This is a genomic window from Zhongshania antarctica, assembly GCF_014202945.1.
GTDB lineage: Bacteria > Pseudomonadota > Gammaproteobacteria > Pseudomonadales > Spongiibacteraceae > Spongiibacter > Spongiibacter antarcticus.
Window position 1 is genome coordinate 37,622 of the sequence record NZ_JACHHW010000012.1, and the last position, 14,030, is coordinate 51,651.

At 50.6% G+C, this 14,030-nt stretch carries 11 protein-coding genes, 1 tRNA gene and 2 pseudogenes; 6 read left to right on the forward strand and 8 right to left on the reverse strand.

Annotated features, from left to right (window positions below; all coding sequences use genetic code 11):
* Window positions 1-111: 111 nt before the first annotated feature.
* Window positions 112-342, reverse strand: coding sequence for a hypothetical protein (locus HNQ57_RS16350; RefSeq protein ID WP_184464785.1), 231 nt, complete (start codon window positions 340-342; stop codon window positions 112-114).
* A gap of 184 nt (window positions 343-526) precedes the next feature.
* Between HNQ57_RS16350 and HNQ57_RS16355 the strand changes: the two genes are divergently transcribed.
* Window positions 527-685: a hypothetical protein gene (locus HNQ57_RS16355; protein WP_184464787.1), complete on the forward strand. Its 159-nt coding sequence runs from the start codon at window positions 527-529 to the stop codon at window positions 683-685.
* A gap of 9 nt (window positions 686-694) precedes the next feature.
* Window positions 695-922, forward strand: coding sequence for an enoyl-CoA hydratase-related protein (locus tag HNQ57_RS16360; RefSeq protein ID WP_184464789.1), 228 nt, complete (start codon window positions 695-697; stop codon window positions 920-922).
* Here the strand turns inward: HNQ57_RS16360 and HNQ57_RS16365 are convergent.
* Window positions 891-2,066 (reverse strand): annotated as a pseudogene (locus HNQ57_RS16365) (IS30 family transposase). The gene HNQ57_RS16360 and the pseudogene HNQ57_RS16365 sit on opposite strands and share 32 nt — an antisense overlap.
* Window positions 2,067-2,953: 887 nt before the next feature.
* Between HNQ57_RS16365 and HNQ57_RS16370 the strand changes: the two are divergent.
* The gene (locus tag HNQ57_RS16370) at window positions 2,954-3,634 is read left to right on the forward strand and encodes a TetR/AcrR family transcriptional regulator (protein ID WP_184464791.1); all 681 of its coding nucleotides are present in this window, start codon (window positions 2,954-2,956) and stop codon (window positions 3,632-3,634) included.
* A 47-nt stretch (window positions 3,635-3,681) separates the two neighbouring features.
* Here HNQ57_RS16370 and HNQ57_RS16375 read toward each other — a convergent pair.
* The 4 genes from HNQ57_RS16375 to HNQ57_RS16395 form a co-directional block, all read right to left on the reverse strand.
* A protein-coding gene (locus HNQ57_RS16375) for an IS3 family transposase (protein ID WP_221301769.1) occupies window positions 3,682-4,826 on the reverse strand; the annotation gives its coding sequence in 2 pieces (ribosomal slippage) (window positions 3,682-4,583 and window positions 4,583-4,826; 1,146 coding nt in all).
* A gap of 412 nt (window positions 4,827-5,238) precedes the next feature.
* A tRNA-Met gene (locus tag HNQ57_RS16385) sits at window positions 5,239-5,315 on the reverse strand.
* A 146-nt stretch (window positions 5,316-5,461) separates the two neighbouring features.
* Complete coding sequence (locus HNQ57_RS16390; protein WP_184464796.1) at window positions 5,462-6,913, reverse strand: hypothetical protein; 1,452 nt, start codon at window positions 6,911-6,913, stop codon at window positions 5,462-5,464.
* Window positions 6,914-6,954: 41 nt separating this feature from the next.
* Window positions 6,955-9,177, reverse strand: a complete 2,223-nt coding sequence (locus tag HNQ57_RS16395) for a peptidase M19 (protein WP_184464798.1) — start codon at window positions 9,175-9,177, stop codon at window positions 6,955-6,957.
* 268 nt (window positions 9,178-9,445) lie between these two features.
* Here HNQ57_RS16395 and HNQ57_RS16400 point away from each other — a divergent pair, with 268 nt between their 5' ends.
* On the forward strand, window positions 9,446-10,453 hold the full coding sequence (locus HNQ57_RS16400) for a TIGR03617 family F420-dependent LLM class oxidoreductase (protein WP_184464800.1): 1,008 nt from the start codon (window positions 9,446-9,448) through the stop codon (window positions 10,451-10,453).
* A gap of 92 nt (window positions 10,454-10,545) precedes the next feature.
* On the opposite strand, the pseudogene HNQ57_RS16405 reads toward HNQ57_RS16400, so the two are convergent.
* A pseudogene (locus HNQ57_RS16405) lies at window positions 10,546-11,564 on the reverse strand (transporter substrate-binding domain-containing protein).
* Between the two features lie 243 nt (window positions 11,565-11,807).
* On the reverse strand, window positions 11,808-12,266 hold the full coding sequence (locus tag HNQ57_RS16415; RefSeq protein ID WP_184464806.1) for a MarR family winged helix-turn-helix transcriptional regulator: 459 nt from the start codon (window positions 12,264-12,266) through the stop codon (window positions 11,808-11,810).
* A 149-nt stretch (window positions 12,267-12,415) separates the two neighbouring features.
* On the opposite strand from HNQ57_RS16415, the gene HNQ57_RS16420 reads away from it, so the two are divergent.
* Together HNQ57_RS16420 and HNQ57_RS16425 are read left to right on the forward strand one after the other, a co-directional pair.
* Window positions 12,416-12,865 (forward strand): DUF1499 domain-containing protein, encoded by a 450-nt coding sequence (locus tag HNQ57_RS16420; protein WP_184464808.1) that lies wholly within the window; start codon window positions 12,416-12,418, stop codon window positions 12,863-12,865.
* Window positions 12,866-12,948: 83 nt separating this feature from the next.
* Window positions 12,949-13,923: a zinc-dependent alcohol dehydrogenase family protein gene (locus tag HNQ57_RS16425; protein ID WP_184464810.1), complete on the forward strand. Its 975-nt coding sequence runs from the start codon at window positions 12,949-12,951 to the stop codon at window positions 13,921-13,923.
* Window positions 13,924-14,030 lie beyond the last annotated feature (107 nt).

Genomic DNA, 14,030 nt, shown 5'->3' on the forward strand with positions numbered 1-14,030 from the left:
ACCAAAGTCACCGTAATTGGTCGTGACCCAGACAAGGCCCAAAAAAGCCGTGACGGGAATCAGTGAAGCTGGCTCACACAAAGCTCTGGCGTTCAGCGCATATGTGCGTGACTACGCAGCGGTGAATGACGCGATCGCAGCCAGGTCCGACCGATTCAGCAGCTTAGATATCGTGGTTGCGGGTACAGCCGGTAACTTTTTTGCCCCCGCGGTAAACTCAGCCTCAATGGCTTCAAAACCATCATCGACATCGACATCGACCTGATCGGCAGCAACCACGTCTGCCGAGCAGCCTTCGACTATCGTACCAAACTGGGAGCGTGCTTTATTTCCGCGCCGCAAGCGGTCAACCCGACACCATTACAAGCGAATTTTTGCACTGCTAAAAACCAGGGCAATGAAATGGGGCCCTGCGGGCATTACTGTTAACGGTATTGCTTCGGGCCTTACCGCAGAAATTTAAGCCTTAAAACGCTTATTTGCCACCGAGCCCGCAGCGGGCGAAAAATTACTTAAGGCCCTGCCTATGCGCCACTTAGGCCCGGTAGATGATATTGGTGCTACGGCGGCCTATTTAAGCAGCCATCTAGGTAAATACATTACTGGCACGATTCTCGACATCGACGCCGACTACCAGATAGGCGACGCAAGCATCGACTGCCTAACATCCAACAAAAAACCGTAAGGACAGACCATGGTCCACACCAGCTACAATAACTACGTACGCACAATTGCCCTAAATGATCCCGCAACATTCAACAGCATTACCGAAGATTCGGCAAATGCCTTATTGGATACTCTACGCGGTGCCGTCGCCGACGAAAAAATTTGCGCGGCGTTATTAACCGGCACTGGCAAGTTTTTTAGTTCGGGCGGCAATCTTACAACCTTTATGCCTGGGGGATTAAACGGATCGATGTAACACATGCGTTAAATCTATCAACTGGCGTCTCGTAGTCCAATGTTTTCCTGGGACGTTCCTTGAGCTGTCTGGTAATCGAGTTTAGTTTTTGCTGTGAGTGAGCGGATAGGTCTGTTCCCTTCGGAAGATAATCCCTCAATAGACGATTGGTATTTTCATTCGTGCCACGCTGCCAAGGGCTATAGGGATCACAGAAATACACTTGGATATCGGTCGCCAATGTAAATTTCTTATGACTTTTCATTTCTGCACCTCGATCCCAGGTGAGAGATTTATAAAGTTCATCCGGCAATTTTTTCGCTTATCTTATTAATGCGTTAACAACCGTTTCCGACTTTTTATCTTTGACCTTAACTAATATGACATAGCGAGAATGGCGCTCAACTAATGTGGCAATATAGGTGTTTTTTGAGCCTTCGATCAAGTCGCCTTCCCAATGCCCAGGGACGGCCCGATCTTCTACTGACGCCGGCCTTTCGCGGATCGAGATAGTGTCAGGTACCTTGCCAATTCCTGTGCCTTTCAAGCTGACTTTTTTCGGCCTTCGCGATGATCTCCGCGTTCGTAGGCAGGCCAACAGTTCTTTTTTAAGAACCCCTCGAGTCTGTATAAATAGGCTTTTATAGATAGTTTAGTGAGGCACGTGATAGCACTCATCATCGGGGTATTGTCGCTTTAACCAGCCCGATATTTGCTCTGGCGACCACTGTTTAATCAGTTTTGCAGTAATCTCCCGTATTAAGTAGGGGCTGCCTGCCAGCTTACAGGACTTAGGCCTTCGTGCCCGCTCCCAGGCGTCAGTATCAGCCTTGCTTGCTCGATATGATTCAGCACCGCCATTGCGCTGAATTTCCCGACTCACCATGGAAGGTGCTCGATCAATCTGAGCGGCAATTGATCGTATCGACTGTTGGCTAGCTTAGCCCCTTGAAATAGTTTCTCGCTCTATCAACGTCAAAGAGATGGGAGCGCGTTTTCTCACCGCAGGACGAATACCGCCATTCTGGGTGAGAATATTACTTACGGAGCTATGATAGCGATCAAACGCTATTGCTATAGCATGCATGGAATCACCCTGTTACCAGCGCTCCCACATTTCGGCCTTCTGCGCTTCTGAGTAGTAGATTCGCTTTCGTTGCTTCATGGACGACACTCCTGTTCTGCTTCTACAGATTAGAGCGTTGCGTTGACCATTTGAATCCACATTAAGCCACTACATCTATCTACGTTAAAGAGACAGGAGCGCGTTTTCTCACCGCAGGACAAATACCGCCATTCTGGGCGAGGATATTACTTACGGAGCCATGATAGCGATCAAACGCTTCACCTATTGCGTGCATAGAATCACCCTTTTGCCAACGCTCCCACATTTCGGCTTCCCGCGCCTCTGAGTAGTTGATTCATTTCCTTTGCTTCATGGACGACACTCCTGTTCTGCTTCTACAGATTGGAGCGTTGCATTGACCATTTGAAACCACACTCAAGAAGGGCCATTAGACGACTACGTTAACAAGGCGATTGAAAATACATACAACCTACTCGCGGAATATATGATGACAATACCCTTCCCAGTGGCATCAACGATTAATGCCCCGCTATTGGCGCAGGCGTCGACCTCGGACTAAACGCTGATATCGTATTGCCCGCAAAATTTGCCTATTTTCACCAGCATTTGCACCCAAACCCAGTCTTATTCCAGACATGGGCTGCTCCTGGCTCGTCACCTGCGGTCTGATTTAGAATCAGGCGCTCACGATATTTTAACAGGTGATACACTTACACAATAGGATGCGACGCACAGCGGAATGATTTATAATTGTGTTGACGATAGAGAGCCCATGAATGAGACTGAAAACTTAGCGAAGCTCTTCCTGTGGAAGTAAACCTCAACACCCAGCTAAAACTGCGAGCTTCGGCGGAAAAGGCCTTACAGAAGGGCTTAACTTTTTTAAAGAGCGACGCGAAGCTGATATTACCGCACACGGGACGATTAACTTATTCTCCTGAGATTTGTAAGCAAGAGAAAATAACATGGAACTTAAAACAAAAAACGCTGGCACACGCACACGACTGCCGCGGCGACTCCGCGAAAAGGAAATCGTCACCGCCGCCCGAAAAGTATTTATTCATCGCGGCTATGAGCTGGCTACCATCGCGGAAATTGCTAACTCCATTAGCGTGGTCGAAGGTACCATATTACATTATTTTAAAAGTAAACGCGCTTTGATGGCGAAGGTCATCGAAGACTTCTACGAAGAAATTACGGTCACAATGGAGTCCGGTGTCAACGCAATTTCAGGCACGCAAAACAAGCTGCGCTATATTATCCACACCCACATGTCGCTCTTGCATAACAATAGTGATCTTTGCACCGTAATCCTTAAAGAGTCTCGCGGTTCGCAAACCGAGCTACTAGAAAAAGTTCACACTTTTAATCGACAATACAGCAATATTGTTATTAACGTTGTTCGCGAAGGAAAACTAAATGACGAAATTTCAGAATCCACCTCGCCAGCACTTGTCCGCAATGCTGTCTTTGGCACCATAGAGCACTATCTGTGGAATACCGTCGTTGGCACAGCACGTGAAGACCCCACGCTTATTGCCGACCAGCTCACCCGGATGATCTTTAACGGCATTACACAACAACCGAATAATTCACGCGGTGAAATAAGCCACCTGATTTCCAAGCTCAACCAGCTCATCGACTAATAATGCGAACGAAGGAGAAATTGGACTTCCCTGCCTAACATAGACACTTAGCGCGCCAATTTTGAGGCTGTTTCAAATGCCTCTGGACTGACGCCACCGAGGTGACTGTGGCGTCGGGTTTGATTGTAGAACATCTCAATATAATCGAACACGTCGCTGCGTGCTATATCGCGTGTTTTATAGATTCTTTTCTTAATACGCTCCTTTTTTAAACTGCTGAAGAAGGACTCCGCGACGGCATTGTCCCAGCAATTTCCCCGGCGACTCATACTCGGTTGTAAGTTATGGGTTTTACAAAAACGTTGCCAGGCATCGCTGCCGTATTGTGAACCCTGATCTGAATGTACGAGTACACGCTGTTTTGGGCGTCGGCGCCAGACGGCCATAAGTAATGCATCTAGGACGATTTCTTTTGCCAGGCTAGGCTTCATTGACCATCCGACTACCTTTCGAGAATACAGGTCAACGACAACGGCAAGATAAAGCCAGCCCTGCCACGTTCGCAAATAAGTAATATCGGTTACCCACACCTGATCCGGATGCGCGACCGTAAACTCTCGCTTGAGGTGGTTGGGCGCAATAATTGACGGACGGCCCACAATCGCACGAGGTGTCTTATAGCCCCGAATAGCCTTGATTTGATGGCGGCGCATGATTTTCGCTACGCGATGGACACCACAACTTTCGCCCACTTCTCTGAGATCTTGAAACACTCTTGGCGAGCCATAGACGCCCGCGCTAGCGGCGTAAGATGCCCGTATTAGAGACAGTAATCGCAGGTCTTCAATAGCGCGAGCAGACAATGGTTTATGCAGCCACGCGTAATATCCGGCTCGTGCAACATCCAGCAATCGACACATTGAGAGAACACTGAATCGCGTTTTATGCTCGTTAATAAATTGGTACTTCACTCTGGCTGGCTTGCAAAGTACCTTGCCGCCTTTTTTAGAATATCTCGCTCTTCCTCAGTACGGCGGAGCTGGGCGCGCAATTTAAGGACTTCAGTTTTGGCTTCTCGAAGCTCATTCGCGTGAACTTCTGATTGATCCGGTTTGACAGCATTAACCCACTTATAAAGGCTGTGGGCAGAGACCCCTAAACGCTCTGCTACTTCAGCGACAGAATAACCCCGCTCGACAACTTGCCGAACGGCTTCGTCTTTAAATTCTGGTGTGTAACGTTGATTACTCATAGACTTCCTCCTGTGCTCACAGAATAGCGCTGAGTTGTCTACTTTACTCGGGGAAGTCCACAGAATAGCGCTGAGTTGTCTACTTTACTCGGGGAAGTCCAGTGGTTACCTTAGGTGGCGTCATTTGGAGGTGACCGCCAGTTTCCTATTTGGTGTGCTTTAGTACAAGTTTGGCTGTTGGCTCGCGCATTGAGTGCGCATGTTAGCTGGTCTCGAGTCATAGCTGCTCGGGGCTAAGCTTATTATTGCTGCAGTAGTAGCGTGGTGACCGAAGGTCACAGAGGCAGTTGCTCAGCGCGGGTCTAAATTCAAAAGTGTCACGGAAAACGTCACGGAGTGTCACGGGGGCCTAAAAGCAACAGGCGAAAAAAAACGGCAAGCCAGTAAGTTACTGATTTGCCGTTCTTTAATGTGGTAGCGGGGGCAGGATTCGAACCTACGACCTTCGGGTTATGAGCCCGACGAGCTACCAGACTGCTCCACCCCGCAACTGATCTGCTGTCGTTTTCTCTATGACAGGGCGCGCATTATAGGAGCGGAAATTAATTCTTGCAAGCCCTATCGCCGAATAAGTTTAAATTAATGTGAATTAGATTTGGAGGGTACGGTTTTGCCGGTATTTATAGGCTTTCTGTTTAGCCTTGCAGCGGCTGCGCAAGTATCCATAAGCCCACGCCGGTGAAGATCACCATTAATAGCAGCATGGGTAGTTGGCTGAGGCTGGCTTTGCGTTGGCTGGGGAAGCTGCGCAGTGCTTCGGCGTGAGCGAGGTATACGCTGGCGACGTGACCGATAAGAATGAGCCACACTTGGCTGTTCCAGATCAGGCCCATGTCGGGGAGTATCGGCAGTCGGCCGCTGATCGCGGTGCCGAATAGATCCCAGCCCCAGCCGAATGGGTCGGAGATGAGTCCGCGTACTTTAAGGCCTTGGCTGAGTAGCAGAGTGTAGTAGTGGGTAATGTGGTAGACCAAGGCGATGGGCAGCAGGCTGTAGCCAAAGCGCAGTGATAGTTCAGTGACACTCAGCTCGCTGCGGGTTAGGCGCTTACCTGCCCACAGGAAGAATAGAAATAAATATAAATAGATAAAAGGCGACAGCAGTAAGCAGACAACTTCAAAGGCTAAGTACCAGGGGCGAAGGGTGACGTAGGCATAGAGCGGGTGCTTACCAAGCAAGGGTTCCAAAATATGCAGGGGGTCGGTCCAAAACAGATTGAACCACAGCGTCGTTTCTCGCAGACCATCGTAGGCGGTAGACGACAGCATAAAAAGAAGAAAGACCAGCAGACTGCGGTGCTCTAGGCGCTGGTGTAATAAGCCGCTGAAGGGCATGCACAGGCTGAGCTTGGCTCGCCCCTTGGCGCTGGGGTCATAATGTATAGGCGCCATTTTGGCGATTAGCTGAAACATCACCGAGAACAGCTCGCCATAGCGAAACCAGCTTTGGCTGCCAAAACGCCATACCGCTAGGGTGTTAATGAGTGTGTAAGCGATGAGCGCCAAGGACAGTGAGAAGGGCTTGGTATTGCCAAATAGCTCTAACAAAATAAAGGCCATATACAGTGCTACGGCGGGCCAGTAAGCCAATTGCTTGGGGTAGGCTTGGCGACCTTGGCAAAAGTGTTTTAGCGGACTCAATATCACGCGCCAGGGATTAAGGTAGTGATACCAGTTGCCGAATACCGCACTGAGGTAGCTTGCGCCTAATGCAAAGCTAATCCAGAAAAAGGTCATATTGAAATTGCGGTAGCTGTCTTGGTTGCCAATAAAGCCGCTAACAATGGCAAGCCCAAAACAGAGCAAGATAAGTCCTTTTAGCAATGCGCCAAGCCGTATTGTGTTAAATGCCTGAAGCAGTCGGGGGTGGCCGATGGGCCAATTCCGTGCTGGGCGGTTGGCTTGGTCCGCGTTGTAAAAGTAAGCCAAGACGATAAAAGACAAAATTAACGCGGCCATCGCCCCATAGATATACATCCAATAGGGCATGGGCAGAATATAGGGCTCGCCAAAGGAGTGGGCCTGCGCCAAGCCGGACGCAAGCAGTCCGGCGAGGTATAGGCTTATTCTTGTTGTGCACTGCTGCATTGCTGGCACGCGCCTAGACGCGCGGCATAGGTAGTGCAGGTTTATTTGGCACTGCTCAGGTTCGCGTTGCGATTGTAAGCGCGCTCCCACATTTTCACGTAGCCTTCGGCCGAGTTGTACAGCGCGTCAAGGGCTTCTTTGCCACCTTCTAGGCGCACTTCTTCAACGAAGTCGGCAACAAGGCCGTAGTGCGACATGCCGGTTTCGTCGATATGCCAGTATTTACCACTATCGGGAATCAACAGCATGTTGACGGTAACGGGCTTGAAACCGCTAAATTGTGGGCCCCAGTCGTCGCCGCTAAATAGGGTGAATGGGTAGCGAACTGGTTCTGAGTCGCCGCCACGAGGTCCTGGGTGGCCGCCAAAGCCGTTGGCATCGGCGCCGTAGCCTAGACCTAACACTTGATCGGTGTCGCTAATGCCTGCTTTTGCACGCCAGAATTTTAACTTCTCTAAAAACTCCTTGTGCTTAATACCATTGCCTTTGTAGGGATAAATAACGCCGCCGTTTTTCAGCATTTTTGCGGCTTGGTCGCTGGTTAAGCCGCCGTGAGCGTCGTGCGAGGAAGACAGCGGGTATTTGGGCACTTCTTGCTCAGCGAGTTCAATCATAATGTCTTTGCTGTGGTAGGCGGCATGGTCAATATCAATCACCATGCCGCGCTTCATCAGTGCGCGCAGCGCGTATTCACCTAAATCGGTGACCGTGCGTGCGTTGCAGCGAACACCGGCGGGGTAGAGTGGTGAGGCGCCGGCGCTGACTTCAAAAAAGGCCTGTGATATAGGGTCGTCGCCAGTGCCGGGAATGCCGGTAGCCATCTCTGTGCCGGGAGAGCGAACTAAGGGCTCGTCTACGGGGTAGTCGCGGCAGGTGGTGGTTTTAAAGAAGGCTTTGGTGTCCAAGAAATTAAGCAGGTTCATGGTGCTGCCATTAAAAAGACCGGCGCCGCCCAGTGAGCTGTTTATGTCGTGGAAGGGATAAACATGGCGAACACCAAGATCCCATAAGCGCTGAATTTCAGAATCAATTTGAGCTTCGTCACAATTACGTTGTTCGATCCCACCGAGCAAAAAGGTGACGCCACAGTCAAATACCTGCGCTACTTCAACGCCGAGGACCACGGCCATTTTGCCGTCGTTAATCACGGTACGCGCTTCTTGAGGCGATTTTACAATGCGATACCAGCCTTTGCCTGGGCCGCCGTACTGGGCGTCGATATAGTCTTGCACTTCATAGAGGTATTCAACTTGTTTAACGGCAACACTCATATCGTCGCAGTCGGCGTTGGGGTTGGCTGCAATCACCTTGCCGACGTTACACAAGCCCGCGATGTTAGTGCCGTGGTTAACCATCAGGCGCAAGCCAGACAAATAGGCGCGCTCGACCCATTTGTAATACATTACTTGGTGAGTTAAGTAGTCGCGGCGCGGCCAGTCTACAAACGTGGGCCAGCCTTTGGTTTCATGACTGTCGGTGGGGTTTTCGCTAATTACATTATTGCCGTCGCGAATACCGTTGGGGCCATGCAGCTCTTCGCAGTCTTCTAGGGCGTGGTCTACGCCAAAGCGGTGGATAGGCCCACCGTATAAAACGCCGCCAGCCGAGGGACCAACGTCTCCGGCATAAGACATTTCATTCGACATACCCATGTGAGTGTGAATATCGGCAAAGCCGATAATAGGCTTGTCTACGCCCCTGCCTTTATAGGTTTCGCCGCTTATTGATGTCGGCATTTCTGGGTAGCTGGTGCAGTTGGTCGTGGGGGCGAATTTAAATTGGGCTGCGGGCTCCGTACTGGCTGGTCCAGCGATAAGCGCACCGCTGTCATTTACCTGCATAGTCTGGCTGGTGCTGTCAGACACAATACTAAAGCTGGCGTTACTGGTATTCAGGTTTATGGTCCAAATAGCTGCGTCTGTTGCAGCCTCTTCACCACTAATAGTGTCGGCAGCGGCAGTTAGGAGGCGTTTGTCCGTGGTGTAAAACAGATACTTGCCCAGTGTGGCTGGCTGCATGAAGAATGCTTCTGCCCCGCTAGTGCTCGCGGCAGTAGTGGCATAGCCAGCTTCTGCGCTGGCAACGACGTACTTTGCGGTTTTTACCGATTGCAGCGCATAACAGCCATTGGCCATGGCAAAGCGGGTTTGCGGTACTTCAGAACTGGGCTTGGGGGTGCTGTGACTACTGGTGCTGCTGGAGCCGCCGCAGGCACTAATCAATGTGAAGGATAGAAAAACGAGGGGCAATAGACGAGCATTCATAAAATTGACCGTAAGTAGTGGTTACGAAGTAGCAAAGCTTTTTGGCGACCGAATATTATTTTTGTGTAGTTATATGTAATCAGCGCATACAGCCTACCGTAAATTAACGGAATCGATAATAGCAATGTGGCAAATTTGTGACATTGTCTGTGCCGTTAGTATGGGGCGTAGGCCGTATATTCACCCAAGATGCCAAATTTTGTACTGGGAGGCGTTCTGACAACGTCTTTAAGCTATTGATAATTAATAATAAGAATGGAGTGTGGTGATGAAAATTGATGGGCCCTTCTATGCGCAGCTAAATAATGCCGCCAGTGAGGCTCGGCGTCTCGCCGACATTGGCTTTGACGGAATTTACACCTTAGAAGGAAGTTCAGACCCATTTTTGCCCCTCGTCTTGGCCAGCGAACACGCGCCAGAGCTTGATATAGCAACGGCGATTGCGGTGGCGTTTCCCCGCAACCCGTCTCATATAGCCTACCAAGCATGGGATTTACAGACGTATTCTAAGGGCAAATTTAGCTTGGGAGTTGGCTCGCAAATAAAACCCTACATTGAAAAACGATTTGGCCTCGCCTTTGACCCGCCAGCGGCGCGAATGCGCGAGTATATTTTAGCGGTAAAGGCATTTTTTGCTTGTTGGCAGCATGGCGCGGCGCTGAATTTTGAGGGTGATTACTACCGCCATACCCTGATGACACCAATGTTTAATCCAGGCCCTAACCCCTACGGTATACCGCCTATTATGCTCGGCGCGTTTGGCCCAAAAATGACCGAGGTGGCGGGCGAGGTTGCCGACGGCTTTATTGTCCACCCGTTCAATACGCGGCCTTTTCTCCGTGAGCTCGCCTTGCCTGCGGTAACGCGCGGTTTAGAAAAATCGGCGCGCGCTCGGAGTGACTTTTGCTTGCAGGTTAATGCCATTGTTATTACGGGCAGCAGCGATGAGGAATACCACGCGGCTGAGGCGAGCGTAAAGGGCCTGCTTGGCTTCTACGGTTCGACGCCGGCCTATCGCCCGGCAATGGATGCGGTGGGGCTCGGACATTTACAGCCAACGCTCAACGCACTCTCTAAACAGGGCAAGTGGGAGGAATTGGCCGATTATATTAACGATGATTTTTTGGATGCGTTTACTACTCGCGGGCGCCCAGCAGACATTGCTGGCTTGTTAAAAACGAAGTACGCAGGTTTGGCAGACCGCTTGGCAATCTATTCACCGTATGCGGCAAGCGATGATATGTGGCGCGCCATTGTGGCTGACTTGCATACTTAAAATAGAAGGTGGCGGCCTTAAGCGAATAGCGTAAGGCCCAACGTCGCCTACTGGATAGTTGCGCAAGTGAGCATAAGGAGGCTGTGCATTGCTTATTTTATTCCTATAAATTGCTGCATGGTTGTCTGCCACGCGCTGCTGCGGGTCACCTCTAGCAAACTGCGGTTAAGGTTTTCGCGCTGTTCAAAGCCTGAGCGCAAACCCAGTGCATAATCCTGCTTGCTTCCAGAAAAGCTCAAGACCTGAATGTTGGCGTCGTCATTGCGCAGTAAATAGCGCAGCACGGCCTCGTCGTATACCAGCGCGTCAGCTTGGCCGCTTTTTAGGGTGTTTAGCCCAGCTTCTGGATCGGTGACGGTGTTTGCTCTAATCCCTCTGTTTGCAAGGCTTTGCTCGCCAGTAGAACCGGCGACCACCAGGGTGCGAACGCGGTCTAAGTCGTCAACACCATTCACCGCAGTACGCATTTGGTTTAGGGTCACCGACGAGGCAATGGCGGCGGTAAAGCTGGAAATCGTGATGACGCTGACAAACATCCACACTGTTGCGAGCAGGCGTCCGGCTCGGGTGATTGGCGCCTTGTCGCCGTAGCCAACGGTGGTCATGGTCACGGCAGACCACCAAAAGCCGTTGCCAATGCCGTCGGCGACACTGCCACCAAACTGCTCGGGATTGCGCTTGTGTTCCACTAGCCACAACAGCGCGCCGACCGCGAGTAGCAGCACGGCAAGAATGCCGACCGCGCTGAGAAAGGCGGGGGATATGAGTTGCACTAAGAGGGTGGTCCAGCCGCTGCTTTTTACTGGTGTGGCAATACCTAGGCCGGTTGAGAAAAAGGAGTAGCTAAAGTCGATGAGCTGCTCGCGCTCGGGGGTCATCGACAGCGCGCCCACTGCCACATCAATCTTGTCATTGGCAGCCATTGGGTTTCCCAGTTTTGCTGCCGGGCAATATTATTCCAGAGTTCAACCGAGATCCCAGTCCATTCGCCGGATTCAGTTTGCATTGCAAACGGTGGTACCGATTTTACGCCAACGCGCATTGTCTGCTGGGCCTGCGCCAGGGAGCTGAAGAAGATCAGAATAAGAAGTGTCTGCCAAAGCGCTCTCATTTTTCCTCCAAAATATCGACTTAATTGGACGGTGCAATCGGTGTTGCCTAAGTTCTTGGCCGGGGTATACGCAAAATGCGCAGCGAATAGATCATCTTCGTGAATGTACGGCGAAGTCGACGTGGCTAAACACTAAAACAATAGCACACAGGCGCAATTTAACTATTTTGGGCTGATTTTTTGTTGAAAATTGGGGCGTACTGACGGGCAGGCGGAGTGAACTTGCGAAATATGCGCGGGAACTTACTCGGTGTCGTTTTCTAGTAGATTGTTATTAATCAGTGTGTACAGTTGTTCAGCGAGGGCTTTAAGTTGCTGGGCATCCTCTGGCGCCATGGCAATTTGGCGGGTGATATTGTCGGGTGTTTTCCGGGCGCGATCGGCGAGGGCTTTTCCCTGTGGTGTTAACACAATGACTTTTTGCCGGGAATCGCCACTGGATTTAGCAATGGTGACCAAGGCTTTGCTTTCTAAGCGCTTGAGTATCGGGGTAAGGGTGCCAGCGTCAAAACGAGTGCGTTGCACCAAATTTTTAATAATAACGGTGTCTTCATCCCATAGCGCCAACATGACTAAGTATTGCGCATAGGTTAGGCCAAGCCGATCTAGCACCGGCCGATAAGCCCGAATTAGGGCGTTGGTGGCCGAATACAGCGAGTGGCAAACTTGATTCTTGAGCTTGAGGGCGGGTATGTCAGTCAATGTTGTTCTCCAAAGTCCAAAATATTTTGCGCGCAAATCATTGACAGGTCAATGTTTGCCTGCCATTATTTTGCGCACAAAGTAATTTGCCTGGCGCAAGGTTGTCTTGCCTAGCGGGGAGGCTTAGGGCTAATAAGAGGAATAAAACCATGAAAATCGCCTTGTCAGTTATTGGCGTTCTTGTTGTGTTGTTTTTGGCTAGGGTAATTATTCAAGGCAATCAGGTGCCCGAGCTGGGCGTGACAGACGGCAAGTTAGCGGCATTAAGCAGCAAGCCTAATAATGTGTCTAGCCAAGCGAAAGACCCAGAGAAGCGGGTTGCTACTTTGCCCTTTAAAGATTCGCAAGCCAGCACCTTGACTGCATTGAAAAAGGCCGTTGCGGCTTATGGCGGGGCTAAGATTCAAACTGAATCGGACGATTACCTCTATGTGGTGTTTACCACATCCCTAATGCGTTACCGCGATGACGTGGAGTTTTGGCTCGACACTGACAGCCAGCACGTGCATTACCGCTCATCTAGTCGAGCGGGTTATTCGGACATGGGCTTGAATCGCAAGCGTTACGACAAAATAGCCGAGTTGTATCGAGACCTATAAGCATTAGTGGCTTAAACCAAACCTATTTACCTGCTGTCGGCGCACCACGGGTGCCACGCGGCGCAAATCCAAAGGAGCAAACTATGTTAAAAGCACAATACACCGAGCGCGGGCCAATTCCACAGAACTCAATTACTGCCGTGGAGTTTGAGGCCCCCGCGCTGGCCGAAGACGAGGCCCTAGTAGAGTTAATCGCCTCGCCAATTAACCCCTCAGACGTACTCACTCTTACTGGCGAATACGGCATATTGCCACCTATGCCGGCCACTGGCGGTAATGAGGGCGTGGGTAAAATCGTGAAGCTAGGCGGCAAAGGCCCAGCTGTAGGTCAAAACGTGATGTTGCCCGTGGGTATTGGCACTTGGTCTACCCACATAGTGTGTAAGACCGCTCAGCTTATACCGGTACCAAATGAGGCCGATCCGAAGCAGCTGGCAATGATGAGCATTAATCCGCCAACGGCATTGCTGATGCTTGAGCAGTTTGTAGACTTAGAAGCTGGTGATTGGGTCATTCAAAATGCAGCTAACTCAGGGGTAGGTAGCTACCTTGTTCAGCTCGCCAAAATTAAAGGCCTGAAAACCATTAATATTGTTCGCCGCGAATCTGCCATCGAAGGTGTAAAGGCCCAGGGTGGCGACGTGGTGCTGGTCGACGGCCCAGGCCTCGCTAAAGAGGTCGCTAAAATTACCGGCGATAAACTACCAAAGCTGGCGATTGACGCCATTGGCGGCGCGGCAACAGATCGCATTGGCGCCTGTCTTGCGGTGGGCGGCACTTTGGTGAATTACGGTTTGATGAGTGGTGAGCCCTGCCATTTGTCTGCAAAATCCTTGGTGTTTAGCGATGTTACCCTCAAAGGTTTCTGGCTGGCACGCTGGTTCCGCACCGCGACACCTGAGCAGCAAATGGCGGTATTTGGTAAGATCACTAAATACATAATTGAAGGTAAATTGCATACCCCAATCCATGCTGAATACCCCGTTAGCGAAATTAAGCAGGCTGTTGCTGCGGCGGCCGAGGGTGGTCGAGATGGTAAGGTATTAGTTGTCGGCTAATAATGGTGTAGTGCCGGTGATAGGGAGGAGGCGAGCTAGTATTGGCTCGCCTTTTTTTATGTGTAATTCAACGCTTCGTAAGAATAACGAGCAATACCCAATATTCT

What these genes read in the sequence shown, in the direction of transcription:
- HNQ57_RS16395 (WP_184464798.1), bottom strand. Translation starts at nt 9,177, where the DNA reads ATGAATGCTCGTCTATTGCCCCTCGTTTTTCTATCCTTCACATTGATT.
- HNQ57_RS16420 (WP_184464808.1), top strand. Translation starts at nt 12,416, where the DNA reads ATGAAAATCGCCTTGTCAGTTATTGGCGTTCTTGTTGTGTTGTTTTTG.
- HNQ57_RS16390 (WP_184464796.1), bottom strand. Translation starts at nt 6,913, where the DNA reads ATGCAGCAGTGCACAACAAGAATAAGCCTATACCTCGCCGGACTGCTT.
- HNQ57_RS16360 (WP_184464789.1), top strand. Translation starts at nt 695, where the DNA reads ATGGTCCACACCAGCTACAATAACTACGTACGCACAATTGCCCTAAAT.
- HNQ57_RS16355 (WP_184464787.1), top strand. Translation starts at nt 527, where the DNA reads ATGCGCCACTTAGGCCCGGTAGATGATATTGGTGCTACGGCGGCCTAT.
- HNQ57_RS16370 (WP_184464791.1), top strand. Translation starts at nt 2,954, where the DNA reads ATGGAACTTAAAACAAAAAACGCTGGCACACGCACACGACTGCCGCGG.
- HNQ57_RS16400 (WP_184464800.1), top strand. Translation starts at nt 9,446, where the DNA reads ATGAAAATTGATGGGCCCTTCTATGCGCAGCTAAATAATGCCGCCAGT.
- HNQ57_RS16425 (WP_184464810.1), top strand. Translation starts at nt 12,949, where the DNA reads ATGTTAAAAGCACAATACACCGAGCGCGGGCCAATTCCACAGAACTCA.